Source organism: Mycolicibacterium helvum (assembly GCF_010731895.1).
GTDB classification, from domain to species: Bacteria; Actinomycetota; Actinomycetes; order Mycobacteriales; family Mycobacteriaceae; genus Mycobacterium; species Mycobacterium helvum.
In genome coordinates, this window is record NZ_AP022596.1 from 498,885 (window position 1) to 514,842 (window position 15,958).

The following is a 15,958-nucleotide window of genomic DNA, read 5'->3' on the forward strand; positions in this document are numbered from 1 at the left end:
CCGGACTTCTCAGATGGCCAGCGAGCACATTGCCCGGGCCTGCGCCACGGAGTCGGCCTGCGGCCCGGTGGTGTCGATGGGATGCGCGCCCGCCCACGCGTCCTCGACGCGGTCGGCTAACGCTGTGGTGATATCGGGCGTCACCTGCGAGGTGGTCTCGGTGCGGTTGCGCACGCGGGCGACGGTGGCATCAAGCGGCGCGGTGCAGGAGAATTCGACGACCACCGCACCGGCATCGGCGCCCAGCCGCCGGGCCAGCTCGCGATGGCGTGGATCGTGCCAGGTGCCGTCGAGGACAACGTTGCGCCCCTCGCACAGCCCCAGATGAGCCCGGCGCAGCACACCGTCGTACACCGCGTCGATGTTCTCCCGGGCGTAGAGGCCTTCGTCGAGCACCCCAGGCGTGCCGGTGATCTCACCGAGTCTGACCATCTCGGCGCGCACGTCATCAGTGGAAATAACTTGTGCGCCAATATCGTCAGCGAGCGAGCGGGACAGTGTCGTCTTGCCGGTGCCGGGGCCGCCGCCCACCAGGATCATCCGGACCGCGCCGGCCCGCAAACGGTCGCGGGCGATATCGAGGTGCCGACGAGCGTCGCCGGCAGCGTGGGCGCTGCCCTGGGTGTACCGCACGCAATCGACCTTGGCGCGCACGACCGCACGATAGGCCACGTAGAAGTCGCGCAGCGAGGCCGGCGCGTCGTCGCCGGACACCCGGGTATAGCTGCGCAGGAACAGCGCGGCCAGATCGGGCCGGCCCAGGAATTCCAGATCCATCGCCAAGAATGCGGCGTCGTCGATGACGTCGACGTAGCGCAGCTGGTCGTCGAACTCCAGGCAGTCCAGCAGTGCCGGACCGTCCTGCAGGCAGAATATGTCGTCGGCCAGCAAGTCGGCGTGCCCGTCGACGATCTTGTGCTCGCCGATGCGCCGGGCGAACAGCACCGCGCGCCCGTCAATGAAAGTTCTTGCCAACCGGCTGATTTCGGATACCACCTCCGGGTCCAGGCCCGGGACGACATCGTCGGCATAGCGCGCAAGCTCGGCGATGTTCTCCTGCCAGCGCGCGGTGATCGCGTCCACCCTGCCCTGGTCGTCCACCTCGCGGCCACGGGAGGCGCAGGCGTGAAAGCGCGCGAGCACCACCGCCACTGCCGTGAGGTGGTCCTCGACCGGTTCACCATCACGCACCATCGTGGCCAGCCGCAGCGCGTCCGGGTGACGACGCATGACGATGACCGGTTCGGGATCCCCGCCGGGCGGGGTGAAATGGCCCAGGCCGAGGTAGCTGTCGGGCGCCAGCCGGCTGTTGAGGACCAGCTCGTGGGCGCACGCATGTTCGCGGCTCTGGAGAGTGGAGAAGTCGAGGAAGTCGGTGACGACGGGCTTCTTGATCTTGTACGCCCGGTCACCGACCAGGAACACCATCCCGGTGTGGGTTTCGGCGATCTGCGATCCCATACCGTCGATCCTTGTCCGCAACCCGCGCGCACACAGCGGTACTACGACCACACCTGAAGTGACTTCTGGCCCCTGGCATCCCGGCTCGGCGATCCTATTGTTGATTGAGCACAGAAAGCGGTGGTTGCCCATGGCCAGATCGGCGCTCGATCCCCAGCTGATTGCGAATGCGGTGGAGTTGGCGTGCCGGGCACCGTCGGTGCACAACAGCCAGCCGTGGCACTGGGTGGCCGAGGGATCCGCCCTGAAGCTCTTTCTCGAAGCCCACCGAGTGCCGCACGCGACCGACCTCACCGGTCGGGAGGCGATCATCAGCTGCGGCGCAGTCCTCGACCACCTCCGGGTCGCCGTCGAGGCGGCCGGCTGGCAGGCCAACGTGTCGCGGTTCCCCAACCCCAACGACCCCGACCACCTGGCAAGCATCGACTTCAGCCCACTGGCGTTCGTCACCGACGCCGTCCGTGCCCGCGCCGACGCGATCCTGACGAGGCACACCGACCGGCTGCCATTCGCGCCGCCACCCAACTGGGCCGCCTTCGAGCCGGCGCTGCGCAGCACGATCGACACCGAGCGGGCGGCGCTGCACGTGCTGCCCGACTCAGCGCGTCCCCAACTGGCCGAGGCCTCCCGGCTGACCGAGTCGCTACGCCGGTACGACTCCTCCTATCATGCCGAATTACAGTGGTGGACAGCACCGTACGAGCTCTCCGAAGGCGTGCCGTACAGCAGTCTGGTTTCGGTTGCCGAGCGTGATCGCGTCGACGTCGCCCGCACCTTCCCCGCCGAAGAGCACCCCGACCGCCGGCCAGAGATCGACCACGACGAGTCGGTGATCGTGGTGTTGTCGACCTACAGCGACTCCCGCCGAGATGCACTGGGCTGCGGCGAGATTCTCTCCGACGTATTGCTGGAGGCAACCCTGGCCGGGCTGGCCAGCTGCACGCTGACCCACATGACCGAACTGGCGGCCAGCCGCGACATCGTCCGGGCGTTGATCGACGCCGACGACTATCCGCAGCTGCTCATCCGCATCGGGCTGGTGCCGTCGGCCGCACAGGTGCCGGTGCCCACTCCGCGCCGGCCTCTGGCGGACGTGCTGGAATTCCGCGGCTGAGCCTTCACCCGACGTGCGGCAGGGCCTTCTGCCCACCGTGACAGGACTTCGGTCCCTACCGGCGATCTGGGCCGAGTGGTCGGATCGAGGGATAGCGAGGGGACTGACATGGAGCACGACGAAACCAAGCACTCGGTGGTGTTGATCGCTGTCGACGAGGACGCCGACCGCACCCGGGCCACCGCCCGCCTGTCCTGGCGGAGCACGACCCTGCAGGGTATCGGCGTCGCCCGGATGGACGCTGGTGATGCACACACGGTGGAGCTTCGCGATGAGGTAGCCGTCGCGCGGGCGTTGTCCAATCTCGCCAACCAACTCTTCGCCACTTCGATGTCGGAGATCGAGGCTGTGGATGTGCGGCGGCCTCCTTTGACCGCACTCAACGGAGGTAGACGGTGACCCGATCCATCGGCATTCGTCGACAGCAGCCACGACGGGTGTTCAAGGACCGGCGTGAGGCCGGCCAGGTGCTCGCGGGCCTGCTGCAGGCTTATCGGGGTCGCCCGGACGTGATCGTGCTGGGCCTGGCCCGCGGCGGTATTCCGGTCGCCTACGAAGTGGCGAGCTCCTTGGGCGCACCGCTCGATGCGTTCATCGTCCGCAAACTCGGCGCACCCGGGCACGAGGAGTTCGCCGTCGGCGCCCTGGCCAGCGGGGGGCACATCGTGGTCAACGACGACGTGCTGCGCGGGTTGCGGGTAACCCCGCAGCAGCTGCGTGAAGTCGCCGAGCGTGAGGGTCGCGAGCTCGTCCGGCGCGAGGCCGAATACCGCGAGGGGCGCCCGCCGGTGCAGGTCACCGGCAAGACCGTGATTCTCGTCGATGACGGGCTGGCCACCGGGTCGAGCATGCTCGCGGCCGTGCAGGCGTTACGCGAATCCGAGCCCGCAGAGATCGTGATCGCCGTGCCTGCCGCACCCGAGTCCACCTGCCGCGAGTTCGCCGGCCTCGTGGACGACGTGGTGTGCGCCTCGATGCCCACGCCGTTTCTCGCAGTAGGCGAATCCTTCTGGGATTTCAGCCAGGTCACCGACGACGAGGTGCGCGAGCTGCTGTCGCGGCCAACCATCGGCAGGCCGGTGCCACTGGCAGGGCAAAGCGCCGCAGACCTCGTCGCGCATGCCGCGATCAACGCCCCCGCCGGAGTCCCGCCCCGCGAGGTTCTCGACGACCTGATCGGCGACGCCCGCGTGGTGTTGATCGGCGAGAGTTCGCATGGCACCCACGAGTTTTACGAAGCCCGCGCCGAGATCACCAAGTGGCTGATCGAAGAGAAGGGCTTTAATGCCGTTGCCGCAGAGGCAGATTGGCCAGACGCCTACCGGGTCAACCGCTATGTCCAGGGCCTGGGTAACGACGCCACCGCCGAAGAGGCACTGCGCGGTTTCGAACGGTTCCCCGCCTGGATGTGGCGCAACACCGTCGTGCGCGACTTCGTCGGATGGCTACGTTGGCACAACAGCCGTTGCGCCGCAGACGGCCGCAGGCAGACCGGCTTCTATGGCTTGGACCTCTACAGCCTGCACCGGTCGATGCAGGAGGTCATCGCTTACCTCGACACCATCGACCCCAAGGCCGCGGCGAGGGCCAGGACCCGCTACGCCTGTTTCGATCACTCCACCGGTGACGACGGCCAGGCCTACGGCTACGCGGCAGCCTTCGGCGCCGGCGAATCCTGCGAGCGTGAAGCCGTCGAGCAACTGGTGGAAATGCAGCGCGATGCGTCGGTCTATCTGGCCGACGACGGCGAACTCGCAGAAGACGAATTGTTTTACGCCCAGCAGAACGCGGCGACCGTGCGCAACGCCGAAGCGTACTACCGCGGCATGTTCAGCGGCCGAGTCACCTCGTGGAACATGCGGGACAAGCACATGGCCGAGACGCTCGACGCTCTGGTTACGCACCTGGACAAGCACCCCGGCCCGCAACCGGCCCGAATCGTGGTGTGGGCGCACAACTCTCACGTCGGCGATGCCCGCGCCACCGAGGTCTCAGCGGATGGCCAGCTGACCATCGGGCAACTGGCCCGCGAGCAGTACGGTGAGCAGTCCCGACTGATCGGCTTCTCGACGTTCAGCGGCACCGTCACCGCGGCCAGCGATTGGGGCGGGATCGCCGAACGCAAGGTGGTGCGCCCGGCATTGGTCGGCAGTATCGAAGAACTGCTGCATGAGACCGGCAAGCCGGCTTTCCTCGTGCCCATGCATGACGGCTCGCCGGCCGCAAAAGCACTGGAGGTGGTCCGGCTCGGCCGGGCGATCGGCGTGATCTATCGACCGGAGACTGAGCGCCAGAGTCACTATTTCCATGTGCGCCCGTCGGACCAGTTCGATGCCATGATCCACATCGATGAGACTCGTGCCCTGGAACCGCTGGAGCCCACGAGCGGGTGGATCGCGGGGGAAACGCCCGAAACCTATCCGACCGGCCTGTAGGCGATGAACGACTACGCCGTGACGGGGCACCGGATCGTCACGCTCACGATGAACCCTGCCCTGGATATCACCACGAGCACCGAGGTAGTGCACTCGACGGACAAGCTGCGGTGCACCGCAGCCCGATACGACCCGGGCGGCGGCGGCATCAACGTCGCGCACATGGCCGAGGTGCTGGGGGCCTCAGCTACGGCCATCTACCCCGCCGGCGGTTCGGCCGGCGACACGATCAACGAACTGCTGAACGCCGAAGGGGTGTCGGTGCGCCCCATTCACAGTGGCGGATCGACGCGGGAAAGCCTCACCGTCAACGAGCGTTCCACCGGCAGGCAGTTCCGATTCGTGTTGCCCGGCCCCGAGCTCACATTGGCCGAGCAGACCGAATGCCTGCTGCAACTGCGCCGCGCAGCCGCGTCGGCTGCGATCGTGGTGGCCAGCGGCAGCCTTCCGCCCGGGGTGCCACCGGACTTCTATCAGCAGGTCGCCAACGTATGCCAGGAGATCGGCGCTCTGTTCATCCTTGATACATCCGGTGGTGGACTCAAACACGTCACCTCGGGTGTGTTTCTTCTGAAGCCCAGCCTCAGGGAACTGCGCGAATGCGTGGGCCAAGAGTTGGCGACCGAATCCGAGCAAGTCTGCGCCGCTCGTGATCTGATCGGCCGGGGCTGCGCTCATCACCTCGTCGTGTCCCTCGGCGCCGAGGGTGCTCTGTTGGTCAGCCCGGACAGTGCGTACCGCCTCGCGGCGGTTGTGGTGCCGGCCGGCAGCGGTGTGGGTGCCGGCGACGCCATGGTGGCCGGTATCGCGGTCGGCCTGACCCGCGGGTGGCCGCTGACCAAATCGGTCCGGCTGGGCATCGCCGCAGGTGCGGCCAAACTGCTGACCCCCGGGACGGCCCCATGCACCCGCGAGGACACCCAGCGATTGTTCGAGCAGACCGAGGACCCGGTGAAGCTGGAGCTGGTGACCGGTTAGATATCTGCCGTTTTCCCCATGACTGGGGACTTTCTGCTCTCAGAGTCCCACCGCGGTGGCGATAACGTCGGCAGAATGGAGACCGCCACCCGGGGGGAGCCACAGATGCCCGAACCGTTCACAACGCCGGCGATAGTCGTCGGCATCGACGGGTCACGGGGCGCCGTGCTGGCCGCGTTGTGGGCCATCGATGAAGCTGTCAGCCGCGACATCCCGCTACGGCTGGTGTATGCAATCGAACCGCCGAGCTCCGATGCGGCCAGCGCACCGGACGAGGCGCGCCAACTGGCCGGCGCGGAATCAGCGGTTCGTCACGTGGTCAATACGATCGAGGCCACTGAGCGGCCGGTCAAGCTCGAGATCGAGATCCTGCAGGGCAAGCCGATCGCCACGTTGGTGGATGCGTCCCGCGCGGCGGCGATGGTCTGCGTCGGCGAGGTCGGGCTCAAGCACTTCGACCACGATCGCATCGGGGCCACGGCCACCGCACTGGTCACCACAGCGCACTGTCCGGTCGCAATCGTCCGCGGCTCGCAGCGGCCCACCACGCCCGGCCCAGGCTGGATCGCGGTCGAGCTCGACGAATCCCCCGACAGCGCGGCCGTGCTGCAGTTCGGGGTGCAAGAAGCTCGCTTACGGCATGCTCCGCTGCGCGTACTCAGCTCGTGGCAGTCGCGCTACACCGATGTGCACGACTCGCATGCGGTGTCCGACGGCAATCGGATGGTGCGCGCCCAACTCGATCGCCGGCTCTCGCATTGGAAGCACAAATACCCCGATCTCGACGCGCGCCCGGTCGCCATCCACGGCAGCGTGGTGAACTATCTGGCCAAGCACGGCGAGGAGATTCAGCTGGTCGTGGTGGGTGTCCGCAACGCCGAAGGCATCGAGGAACTGCTCGGCCCGACCGGGTCGGCAGCCCTGCACAACACAGACTGTTCGGTTTTGGTGGTCGACCGTCAGCGCTTGTTGTGACCTGTTGGAGGCCTTTGCCCGATAGTGTTGGTGCATGGTCAAGGTCTTTCTGGTCGACGACCACGAAGTCGTTCGCCGCGGACTGATCGATTTGCTGTCCACCGATCCCGAACTCGAGGTGATCGGCGAGGCCGGCTCGGTCGCTCACGCGCTGGCGCAGATCCCGGCGCTGCAGCCCGATGTCGCGGTGCTCGACGTGCGCCTGCCCGACGGCAATGGCATCGAATTGTGCCGTGACCTGCTCTCCAAGATGCCCGACCTGCGCTGCCTGATGCTGACGTCGTTCACGTCCGACGAGGCGATGCTGGACGCCATCCTGGCGGGCGCCAGCGGCTACGTCGTCAAGGACATCAAGGGGATGGAGCTGGCCCAGGCGATCAAGGAAGTCGGTGCGGGCCGTTCCCTCCTGGACAATCGGGCGGCGGCGGCGTTGATGGCCAAGCTGCGCGGCGCCGCCGAGCGCTCCGATCCGTTATCGGGTCTCACTGAACAGGAACGGGTGCTCCTGGACTTGCTCGGTGAGGGCCTGACAAACAAGCAAATCGCCGCACGAATGTTCCTGGCCGAGAAGACGGTGAAAAACTACGTATCGCGATTGCTGGCAAAGCTCGGGATGGAGCGGCGCACGCAAGCAGCGGTCTTCATCTCCAAGCTCGACCAGAGCCAACACTGAACAAGATTGACGCGCCGCCGCCGTTCTGGTGGCAGCATTGGTTTGATGACCGCCAGGGTCGGCCCGGAAATGAATCAGAAGGTGACACCACCGCTGCGCGACACGTTGTCACAGTTGCGATTGCGTGAGCTGCTGGCGGAGGTGCAGGACCGCGTCGAGCAGATCGTCAAGGGCCGGGATCGCCTCGACGGGCTCGTTGAAGCGATGTTGGTGGTGACCTCAGGCCTGGAGCTGGACGTCACGCTGAAAACCATCGTTGGTACCGCCATCGACCTGGTGGACGCCCGCTACGGCGCGTTGGGCGTGCGCGGCCACGACCATGAACTGGTCGAGTTCATCTACGAAGGCATCGACACCGAAACTCGTGACCAGATCGGGCCGCTGCCCTCGGGTCGCGGCGTGCTCGGCCACCTGATCGATGAACCGAAGCCGATCCGGCTGGACAACATTCTGCAGCACCCGGCCTCGGTCGGCTTCCCGCCGAACCATCCACCGATGCGCACTTTCTTGGGCGTACCGGTGCGCATCCGCGACGAGGTGTACGGCAACTTGTACCTCACCGAGAAGGTGGACGGGCAACCGTTCAGTGAGGACGACGAGGTCCTGGTCGAAGCGCTGGCCGCCGCGGCGGGCATCGCGATCGACAATGCCCGCCTTTACGAGCAGTCCCGCACCCGGCAGTCGTGGATCGAGGCCACCCGAGACATCGGCACCGAGCTGCTGGGCGGTGCTGATCCGGCGCGGGTCTTCCGCCTGATCGCCGACGAGGCTCTCCAACTCACCGCCGCCGACGCGGTGCTCGTCGCGGTGCCCACCGACACCGAACTACCCACCGATCAAGTCCGCGAGCTCATCGTGGTCGAGACGGCCGGAGTGATCGGCCATGCGCAGTCGATGGATCCGATCACGGTGGCGGGCAGCATCATTGGCGAGGCCTTCGCCACTCAGACGCCGCAGCGGTTCGAGAATATCGGCGACGAACTGTCGGCGATGCCCGGGGCGGGCCCGGCGATGGTGCTCCCGCTGCGCACCACCGAGACCGTCGCGGGCGTGGTGGTGATTCTGCGCTGTCACGGCCGGCGGAGCTACAGCGACGAAAAGCTGGACATGATGGCGGGTTTCGCCGACCAGGCCACGCTGGCCTGGCAGCTGGCCACCACCCAGCGCCATCTGCGCGAGCTCGACGTGCTCTCCGACCGCGACCGCATCGCGCGCGACCTGCACGATCATGTGATCCAGCGGTTGTTCGCGATCGGTTTGACGCTGCAGGGCACGATTCCCCGCGCCAAGGTGCCCGATGTGCAGCAGCGGCTGGTCGCCACGGTCGACGAGTTACAGGGAGTCATCCAAGAGATCCGGACCGCGATCTTCGATCTGCATGGCGGGTCGGCGGGCACCACCCGGCTGCGCCAGCGCCTCGATGACGCGGTCGGTGCGTTCAGCGGTTCGGACGTGCGCACCACGGTCCAGTACATCGGGCCGCTATCGGTGATCGAAGCCCCGCTCTCCGATCACGCCGAGGCGGTGGTCCGCGAGGCGGTCAGCAATGCGGTACGCCACGCGAATGCCGAAACCGTGGCCATCACCGTGCGAGTGGAGGACGAACTGGCGATCGAGGTGGTCGACGACGGCCGCGGCATGCCGACCGACATCACCGCCAGCGGGCTGAACAACCTGCGCCAGCGGGCGAGAGAAGTCGGCGGGGACCTGCACCTGGGTGCCGCGCCGGGCGGCGGCACCATCCTGCGATGGACGGCGCCGCTGCCCTAGTTCTGCCGCTGGTGCTAACGCGCCACGATCACCGGCATCCGCGCGCCATGCACCACCGCGGTGCCGACCGAGCCCAGCAGCATTCCGGCGAAGCCGCCGCGGCCGTGGCTGCCGACCACGACCAGTTGCGCCGACTCCGATTGTTCGATCAGCTGACGAGCCGGGCTGTCGGCGACGACGACTCGGCGCACCAGCACATCGGGATAGCGTTCCTGCCAGCCGGCCAGCCGCTCGGCGAGTGTCTCTTCTCCGAGGGTCCGCATCGTCGACCAGTCGATGCCCGGGAACTCGAACACCCCGGTATCGCTCCAGGCGTGCACCGCCACCAGGTCGACCCCCCGGAAGGAGGCTTCCTCGAACGCGATCTCCACAGCTCGCTCGGACGCCGGCGAGCCGTCGACTCCGACCACCACCGGGGCCTTCGACGGGCGCGAGGTCAGCGGGTCCTCGTCGTGGATGATCGCCACCGGGCAGTGCGCGTGATGAACCAGTCCGGTGCTGACGGACCCCAACAAGCCGCGAACCAGCGCGCCGCGACCGCGACAGCCGACCACGACCAGGTGCGCATCCTTGGACAGATCCACCAGCGTGGGCACTGCGGGACCGCTGACCATCTCGGTGGTCACCTCGACCCTGTGGTCCTTGGTCGCCTCGGCGACGGTCTTGCACGCGTTGTCGAGGATTTCCCGACCCGCATCCTCTTGCCAACGCAGATAGCCCGACGGCACCGGCACCTCGGGAAAAGTCATGACAACCGGTGGGTTGAGAACGTGCACCAATCTCAGCGCTGCACCGCGCAGCGCCGCGCTCCGCGCGGCCCAGTCGACTGCCACCTTCGACTCCGGTGACCCATCAACACCGACAACGATGACATTCCTCATTGCGGGAGTGGACATTTGATGCTCCTTCCGACTCGTCACGCGACCCGGCTCCTGGCGTGTTGCGAACCGATATCGCCTGCTATCACACTAGGTCTGCTGCTCGCCGTCGTCATGAGGCGTTGGTCCCATCCGGCATGGCCACAAGGCCCTGATCACGGACGTCAGGTTGTGGCAGTGTCAGTACCATGTCAAGCGAGAGCCCGTTCAATGGGCTTGTCGGAAGAGTTGGCGCCCCGGGCATCGGCTCACCGGTCGCCATCGATCCGCGCTATCACGACGCCGTGCTGTTCGACCTCGACGGCGTGGGGGTGTCGATGTCCGAGTCGACTCTGGCGCTGGTCCGCCGGCTCGACGAGCTCGGGGTGGGTACCGCGGTGTACTCGGCCAGTCGCAACTGCACGGCGGTCCTGGAGTCAGCCGGCATCGGCGGCTATTTCCCGGTTCGGGTCGATGGTGTGACCGCCGAGGAGCTTGGCCTGCCGGGCAAGCCGGACCCGGCGATGTTGTTGGAGACCGCGAAACAGCTCGGCGCCAGGCCCGGCCGCTGCATCGTCATCGATGACGGCGAGGCAGGGGTGAGCGCCGCGTGCGCAGGTGGATTCGGTCAGGTCATTGGCGTTGACCGGACCGGAACCACCGCGGAGAGCCTCTTGCGGTGCGGAGCAGACGTGGTGATCGGTGACCTCGCCGAGGTCATGGTGCGCGCCATCGACCGGCGGATGTCCACCCTGCCCGACGCCTTACTGTCGTTCGGTCAGTTGGCCGGCGTGATGTCCGCTCGACAGCCGTTGCTGTTCTTCGATTTCGACGGCACGCTGTCCGACATCGTCGCCGATCCGGCTGCAGCCGCTCTGGTGCCCGGTGCGGACGACGCGCTGAAATCGTTGGCTGCGCTTTACCCGGTTGCGGTGCTGTCCGGTCGCGACCTCGCCGACATCCGGTCGCGGGTCGGCATCTCGGGCCTGTGGTACGCCGGCAGTCACGGGTTCGAAGTTGTCGCTCCAGACGGCTCGCACCAGGAAAATGAGGTCGCCGCAGCGGCAGTGCCGATTCTCGACAACGCCGCCAAGGAACTGGCCGCCGAGCTGACCGGGACTCCCGGAGTTGTCGTGGAGCACAAGCGATTCGCTGTTGCGGTGCATTACCGCAATGCCGCGCCGACAGCCGTCGCCGCCGTGACGGCCGCGGTCCACCGGGCCGGCGGCCGCCACGGACTCAAAGTCACGTCCGGTCGCAAGGTCGTCGAATTGCGCCCAAACATTGATTGGGACAAGGGCAAGACGCTGGAGTGGATCACCGAGCAGGTCGCGGGCGCAGGGCCGTCACTGCCGATCTACGTCGGCGATGACCTCACCGACGAGGACGCCTTCGATTCGGTGCTGCACGATGGCATCGGAATCGTGGTGCGGCACAACGAGGACGGCGACCGGTCCACCGCGGCGCGATTCTCGCTGGCTGATCCGGCGCATGTCCGCGAGTTCATCGAACGGGTGGTGCGCGAGCACAATGTCGACCGCCAAATATCCTCCAGTCCTTGGTCGTTCACCTTCGGTGGCTACCTCCCCGAACAGGAGCGGCTGCGCGAGGCGTTGTGCACTGTCGGCAACGGCTACCGCGCTACCCGGGGATGTGCCCCAGAGGCCGACGCTTCACCGTTTCACTATCCGGGCACCTACGCTGCCGGCCTCTACAACCGGCTCATCGACGAAATCGGCGGTGTCCGGATCGAAAACGAGAGCTTGGTCAATCTGCCGAACTGGCTGCCACTGAAGTTCCGGATCGATGGTGGCGACTGGTTCGACATCGACACTGCCGACATACTGTCCTACCGGCAGTGCCTCGATCTGCGTCAAGCCGAGCTGACTCGTGAATTCCGGTTCCGGGACAGCTCCGGGCGCACCAGCAGGGTCGTCCAGCGTCGCATCGCGGCGATGCACCTGCCGCACGCCTGCGCGTTGGAAACGACGATCTGGGCCGAGAACTGGTCGGGCACAATCGAATTCCTGGCACTCATCGACGGCGACGTACGCAATAGCGGCGTTGAGCGTTACCGGGACCTGGCCAGCGATCACCTTGTCGCCACCACCACCGAAGAGCTGTCGCCGAATTCGACACTGCTGGTCTGTGAAACCGTGCAGTCGCGGGTTCCGATCGCGGTGGCGGCGCGCACGAGGGTATGGCGCAGCACCGCGCAACTGGAGACCGACGGGACTTTCGTCGACGAGCATCGCCGCTGCGGACACGATTATGTGGTCACCATCTCCGCCGGTGAGTCGGTCACCGTAGAGAAGATCGCCACCACCTTCACTGGCCGCGACCACGCGATCTCCGACCCTGGTGACGCTGCCCGGCGACTGCTGAGCCGGCTCGGCCATTACGACGATCTGCGCAGCGGGCATGCCCGCGAATGGGCCCAGCTGTGGGAGCGATTCGATATCGCGTTCGACGACAACGCCGACGCCACCCGGGTCGTGCGCCTGCATCTACTGCAGCTGCTGCAAACCGTGCCCAACCGCGCCGTCGACCTCGACGCCGGAGTGCCTGCGCGGGGGCTGCACGGCGAGGCCTACCGCGGCCATATCTTCTGGGACGAGTTGTTCGTCTTCCCCGTGCTCAACCTGCGAGCACCGGAAACCACCCGATCGCTGCTGCGGTATCGCTACCGGCGCTTACCCGAGGCACGCCGCGCAGCGCGGGAGGCCGGCCTCGCGGGTGCCATGTTCCCGTGGCAGTCGGGCAGCGACGGGCGTGAGGAAAGCCAGAAGCTGCACCTCAATCCCAACTCGGGTCGGTGGAATCCAGACGCCAGCGCGCGCGCCCACCACATCGGGAGTGCCGTGGCCTACAACGTGTGGCAGTACTACCAGGTGACCGGGGATCTGGAGTATCTGATCGAGAACGGTGCGGAGATGCTCGCCGAGATCGCCCGATTCTGGGTCAGCCGAGCCGAATTCGACAACACGTTGGACCGTTATGCGATCCGCGGCGTGATCGGCCCGGACGAATTTCACTCCGGCTATCCCGACGCCCCCTACGACGGTGTCGACAACAATGCTTACACCAACGTGATGGCGGTGTGGGTGATCGTGCGCGCGCTCGACGCCCTCGATGCGCTGCCGCTACGCGATCGGCTGGATCTCATGGAGCGGTTGGGAATTCGCGGTCGAGAGCTCGATACCTGGGACGACGTGAGTAGGCGAATGTACGTTCCGTTCCACTCCGCCGGGTCGGACTCCGGTGACATGGTGATCAGCCAATTCGAAGGGTATGGCGAATTGGCCGAACTCGATTGGCAGGCTTACCGCGAGCGCTACGGCAACATTCAGCGACTCGACCGCATTCTGGAGGCCGAGAACGACAGCGTCAACCGCTACCGGGCTTCCAAGCAGGCCGATGTGCTGATGCTGTTCTATCTGCTGTCTGCCGACGAACTGCGGGAGTTGTTCGCCCGGTTGGGATATCGCTTCACCCCCGAGCAGATTCCGAAGACCGTCGACTACTACCTGCACCGGACATCCCACGGGTCGACGCTCAGCGGGGTGGTGCACGCCTGGGTGCTGGCCCGCGGCGACCGCGAACGAGCGATGCGGTACTTCCAGCAGGTGCTGATGTCCGATGTCGCCGACATCCAGGGCGGTACCACCGCCGAGGGAATTCACATCGCGGCGATGGCCGGCAGCATCGACCTGCTACAGCGCTGCTTCACCGGCCTGGAGACTCGCGCTGACCGGCTGATCCTGTCCCCGATGTGGCCGGAAAGCCTTGGCCGCCTTCGGCTGCCGATTTACTACCGGGGCTACCGTCTGCACCTGACGATCCACGGGCGCACTGCCGAGATCAGCGTCGACCCCACCGATCATCCCGCCATCGAGATCGAATGCCACGGGAAGGTGCAGCGACTCACCCCGGGGTCATCGCTGCAATTCTCGTGACGTGCTAGCCCGTCTGGGTCACCGGCCCGACGACAAAGGGTCTGCCGTCGTCGAGCCATTCAGCGACGTCGGCCAACGGGCGGCGAGGTGTTGCCGGCAGCGGGTCGGCGTTAACCGCAGCCCAACCCACTCGCAGCATCATCTGGGGATAGCCACTGGTGCCGAACACGTCGGAACGCACCGCCTCGCGCGTTTCGGGGATCTCGAGCGGCTCGGTCACCGGGCACGTCGCCAGTCCCATCGCCGTCGCCGACAGCAGCACAAGACTCGTTGCCTCCCCGGCACGCAGCCGGGCCAGGTCGTCATCGGTCTCAGTGCCCAGCGCGAGCAGGACGGCGTTGTCCTCGTCGGGGGAGGTCTCCACCGGCTGAGCCAGCACCGGACCGGCGAACACCCGAGCCGGGACCGCGGCGTGCGCATCCGATGTCGGGGTATTGCGCGCGGGCACCCCGGCCACTGACCCGTACCGACCACTCCAGGCGTTGAGTTCCAACAGGTAATCAGTGTCATCGGTGTGCTTGCGCACCGACGCAGCGATGATCGCGCTGAGATGGGGCAGCAGATCGAGTTGGCGCAGCATGACCCCGGCGCGGGCCGCGCGGGCACCCATCAGCGCGATATCGCCACCGGGCACCGGCCACGCGCTGTAGTTGCGCCGATCCGTGCGGCGCCGGGCGATCGCGGCCGCGAGCGTGATGTCGAGCTCCCCCGGTCGCTGCGGGTGTACCTCGATCGACGCCAGGTGATCGGGATCGACGGGGTTGGGGAAGCGGCGGATCTTGGCCCCCCAACCCATCGCGGCGAGCGCGACCGCGCAGTGGTGCAGGACGGCACCGCAACTCACCAGCAGGTCACGCCGGTCGGGGTCGACTTTCGGCAGGTGCCGGCTGCGGTCGGCATACAGGTGCAAACTGTGCGGTCCGACTTGCCAACGCCATGGCTGCGAGTTGTGCACCGAGGGTGCCTGCGTCGCGAGGGTCAGAACGGCCCGAACCACATCAGGGTCGGGAAACTGCGCACTCATGTCTCCACTGTCGCCCGCACCCCCACGATCTGACAGAGACGTAAGTCCCTTGCTCCGGGGACTTGTGCAGCCGGACCGCGAGGTGGCCCACCCCGGCGGTGTCACCCGCTTCTGCCCCCGCGCCAGCCCGAGTCCGCCTCCGCGTCCGCCTTGATCTGGCGCAGCGTGGCACGCAGGATGTGGGCCACGAACGGCCGGATCAGCCACCAGTACCGCGCGAAGCGTTGACGAGACCGGGGATCGGTTGTCGCGGTGCGGCATTCGTAGCTCAGGAGGGTCGCGTCCACCCCGTAGGGCAAAGCCGAGAAGTTGGCGGCGATCTTGCCCCAGCCCGGCTCGGCAAAGCCACGGAATTCGGCGGCGTCGACGCTGCGCCACTCGATGACCGGCTGCCAGAATCGGCCTACGGCACCGAAAGCGATCTCGGCGCCGTCACGTTCGCCCAGTACCAGCCACCCCGGCATTCCGACGCCCTCACCGACAACCAGTCTCGGCAAGGTCGGCACCGGCCGGCCGGTCAGCCGCGATGGCAACAGTCGCACCCACATCGCCGCGTCGAGCAACGGGGTGTGCACTGTCAGTAAATCGAGTCCGCGGGCGGCACGATAGGTGGTCGCGAGATCTGTGCGAACCAGGATGTGTTCTGCGATGGCCACGTCGTACGACGGCATGGCCGAATCGATGACCATGCCTTCGGCGCCGGTCGTCATGGCTC

General features: G+C 66.7%; 12 protein-coding genes. 8 read left to right on the top strand and 4 right to left on the bottom strand.

Annotated elements, in window-relative coordinates; all coding sequences use genetic code 11:
* Window positions 1-9 precede the first annotated feature (9 nt).
* Entirely contained in the window at window positions 10-1,461 is a 1,452-nt protein-coding gene (locus G6N38_RS02260; RefSeq protein WP_163746058.1) for a bifunctional aminoglycoside phosphotransferase/ATP-binding protein, read from the bottom strand.
* Window positions 1,462-1,591: 130 nt separating this feature from the next.
* Here G6N38_RS02260 and G6N38_RS02265 point away from each other — a divergent pair, with 130 nt between their 5' ends.
* From G6N38_RS02265 to G6N38_RS02295, 7 genes are all read left to right on the top strand, one after another.
* On the top strand, window positions 1,592-2,575 hold the full coding sequence (locus G6N38_RS02265) for an Acg family FMN-binding oxidoreductase (RefSeq protein WP_163746059.1): 984 nt from the start codon (window positions 1,592-1,594) through the stop codon (window positions 2,573-2,575).
* Window positions 2,576-2,683: 108 nt separating this feature from the next.
* Window positions 2,684-2,974, top strand: a complete 291-nt coding sequence (locus G6N38_RS02270; RefSeq protein WP_163746060.1) for a dsRBD fold-containing protein — start codon at window positions 2,684-2,686, stop codon at window positions 2,972-2,974.
* Complete coding sequence (locus tag G6N38_RS02275) at window positions 2,971-5,010, top strand: erythromycin esterase family protein (protein ID WP_163746061.1); 2,040 nt, start codon at window positions 2,971-2,973, stop codon at window positions 5,008-5,010. Before G6N38_RS02270 ends, G6N38_RS02275 begins: the two co-directional genes overlap by 4 nt.
* 3 nt (window positions 5,011-5,013) lie before the next feature.
* Window positions 5,014-5,988, top strand: coding sequence for a 1-phosphofructokinase family hexose kinase (locus tag G6N38_RS02280; protein ID WP_163746062.1), 975 nt, complete (start codon window positions 5,014-5,016; stop codon window positions 5,986-5,988).
* Between the two features lie 105 nt (window positions 5,989-6,093).
* Entirely contained in the window at window positions 6,094-6,963 is an 870-nt protein-coding gene (locus G6N38_RS02285) for a universal stress protein (RefSeq protein ID WP_163746063.1), read from the top strand.
* A gap of 34 nt (window positions 6,964-6,997) precedes the next feature.
* Window positions 6,998-7,636, top strand: a complete 639-nt coding sequence (gene dosR / locus G6N38_RS02290) for a hypoxia response regulator transcription factor DosR/DevR (RefSeq protein ID WP_163746064.1) — start codon at window positions 6,998-7,000, stop codon at window positions 7,634-7,636.
* Between the two features lie 45 nt (window positions 7,637-7,681).
* A complete protein-coding gene (locus G6N38_RS02295) occupies window positions 7,682-9,406 on the top strand; it encodes a GAF domain-containing sensor histidine kinase (protein WP_163746065.1) in 1,725 nt (574 codons plus the stop codon).
* Between the two features lie 14 nt (window positions 9,407-9,420).
* Here the strand turns inward: G6N38_RS02295 and G6N38_RS02300 are convergent, their stop codons facing one another.
* Window positions 9,421-10,302 carry a universal stress protein gene (locus G6N38_RS02300; protein ID WP_163746066.1) on the bottom strand — a complete coding sequence of 294 codons (882 nt, stop codon included), beginning with the start codon at window positions 10,300-10,302 and terminating at the stop codon, window positions 9,421-9,423.
* A 170-nt stretch (window positions 10,303-10,472) separates the two neighbouring features.
* Here G6N38_RS02300 and otsB point away from each other — a divergent pair, with 170 nt between their 5' ends.
* Complete coding sequence (otsB, locus tag G6N38_RS02305; protein WP_163746067.1) at window positions 10,473-14,219, top strand: trehalose-phosphatase; 3,747 nt, start codon at window positions 10,473-10,475, stop codon at window positions 14,217-14,219.
* Between the two features lie 4 nt (window positions 14,220-14,223).
* On the opposite strand, the gene G6N38_RS02310 is transcribed toward otsB, so the two are convergent.
* The gene (locus G6N38_RS02310) at window positions 14,224-15,243 is read right to left on the bottom strand and encodes a nitroreductase family protein (RefSeq protein WP_163746068.1); all 1,020 of its coding nucleotides are present in this window, start codon (window positions 15,241-15,243) and stop codon (window positions 14,224-14,226) included.
* Window positions 15,244-15,344: 101 nt separating this feature from the next.
* Window positions 15,345-15,953 carry a hypothetical protein gene (locus tag G6N38_RS02315; RefSeq protein WP_163746069.1) on the bottom strand — a complete coding sequence of 203 codons (609 nt, stop codon included), beginning with the start codon at window positions 15,951-15,953 and terminating at the stop codon, window positions 15,345-15,347.
* Window positions 15,954-15,958: the final 5 nt, after the last annotated feature.

Coding starts and splice junctions, on each gene's coding strand:
- G6N38_RS02260 (WP_163746058.1), bottom strand. CDS start 1,461: ATGGGATCGCAGATCGCCGAAACCCACACCGGGATGGTGTTCCTGGTC.
- G6N38_RS02310 (WP_163746068.1), bottom strand. CDS start 15,243: ATGAGTGCGCAGTTTCCCGACCCTGATGTGGTTCGGGCCGTTCTGACC.
- otsB (WP_163746067.1), top strand. CDS start 10,473: ATGTCAAGCGAGAGCCCGTTCAATGGGCTTGTCGGAAGAGTTGGCGCC.
- G6N38_RS02300 (WP_163746066.1), bottom strand. CDS start 10,302: ATGTCCACTCCCGCAATGAGGAATGTCATCGTTGTCGGTGTTGATGGG.
- G6N38_RS02315 (WP_163746069.1), bottom strand. CDS start 15,953: ATGACGACCGGCGCCGAAGGCATGGTCATCGATTCGGCCATGCCGTCG.
- G6N38_RS02280 (WP_163746062.1), top strand. CDS start 5,014: ATGAACGACTACGCCGTGACGGGGCACCGGATCGTCACGCTCACGATG.
- dosR (WP_163746064.1), top strand. CDS start 6,998: ATGGTCAAGGTCTTTCTGGTCGACGACCACGAAGTCGTTCGCCGCGGA.
- G6N38_RS02285 (WP_163746063.1), top strand. CDS start 6,094: ATGCCCGAACCGTTCACAACGCCGGCGATAGTCGTCGGCATCGACGGG.
- G6N38_RS02265 (WP_163746059.1), top strand. CDS start 1,592: ATGGCCAGATCGGCGCTCGATCCCCAGCTGATTGCGAATGCGGTGGAG.
- G6N38_RS02295 (WP_163746065.1), top strand. CDS start 7,682: ATGACCGCCAGGGTCGGCCCGGAAATGAATCAGAAGGTGACACCACCG.
- G6N38_RS02270 (WP_163746060.1), top strand. CDS start 2,684: ATGGAGCACGACGAAACCAAGCACTCGGTGGTGTTGATCGCTGTCGAC.